Here is a 1,049-nt window from a genome sequence, read left to right on the forward strand (position 1 = left end):
TAGAGCGGGATGAGATTTGTGGGAGTCGTGGGATTCCCAAATCATCGCGGTTCTGATTCAACATTCATGCTGGGAGGAGGCCAGCATGGATGGCAGGATATTCGATGGACCTTCGCGACCGGGTTGTAGCCGCGGTGAGGACCGATGGGCTGTCACGCCGCGCGGCAGCCGCTCGGTTTGGCGTCAGCTACAGCGCGGCCATTGAGTGGCTCAAGCGCGTCGAGGAGACTGGCAGCGCTGCACCTCGCCAGGTTGGCGGCTACAAGCCGAAGCAGCTTTCGGGAGCATGGCGCGACTGGTTGATCGAGCGCTGCCACGACAGGGACTTCACCTTGCGCGGCCTTGTGGCTGAGCTTGGCGAGCGTGGTCTGAGGGTCGACTACCGTTCGGTGTGGGAGTTCGTACACGCCGAGAAGCTCAGTCACAAAAAAAGACGCTGATTGCCGTTGAGCAGGATCGTCCCGATATAGCGCGACGGCGGATGCAGTGGACGAAGTATCGGGGCCGGATCGATCCCGCACGGCTGGTCTTCATCGACGAGACCTGGACCAAGACCAACATGTCGCCGCTCAGAGGCTGGGCGCCGGTTGGGCAGCGGATCAAGGCCAAAGTGCCACACGGCCACTGGAAGACCATGACCTTCCTGGCCGCACTGCGCCAAGACCGTGTCGATGCACCTTGGCTGATCGATGGGCCGATCAATGGCGAGAGGTTCCTCCTCTATGTCGAGAAGGTTCTCGCTCCAACCCTGCGGTTCGGCGACATCGTCGTCATGGACAATCTCGGCTCGCACAAAGGCAAGGCGGTGCGCCGCGCCATACGCGCCGCCGGCGCAAGGCTCTTCTTCCTGCCCAAATACTCACCCGATCTCAACCCGATCGAACAGCTCTTCTCAAAGCTCAAGCACTGGCTGAGAAAGGCTGCTCGTCGTACCGTCGAAGCCGTCTGTGAGGCGATCGGCCAAACCCTCAACCGCGTCACACCCACAGAGTGCTCACACTATTTCCAAAACTCAGGATATGACCAAAACTAATCTCATCAAGCTCTAG

Annotated in this window: 1 protein-coding gene; it reads left to right on the plus strand. The window is 60.1% G+C overall.

The window, feature by feature from the left end; genetic code table 11:
• Positions 1–89 precede the first annotated feature (89 nt).
• A protein-coding gene (locus ACWGTI_RS32495; RefSeq protein ID WP_454590658.1) for an IS630 family transposase occupies positions 90–1,033 on the plus strand; the annotation gives its coding sequence in 2 pieces (ribosomal slippage) (positions 90–419 and positions 422–1,033; 942 coding nt in all).
• The last annotated feature ends 16 nt before the right edge of the window (positions 1,034–1,049 follow it).

It is taken from the genome of Mesorhizobium sp. ArgA1 (genome assembly GCF_053714375.1).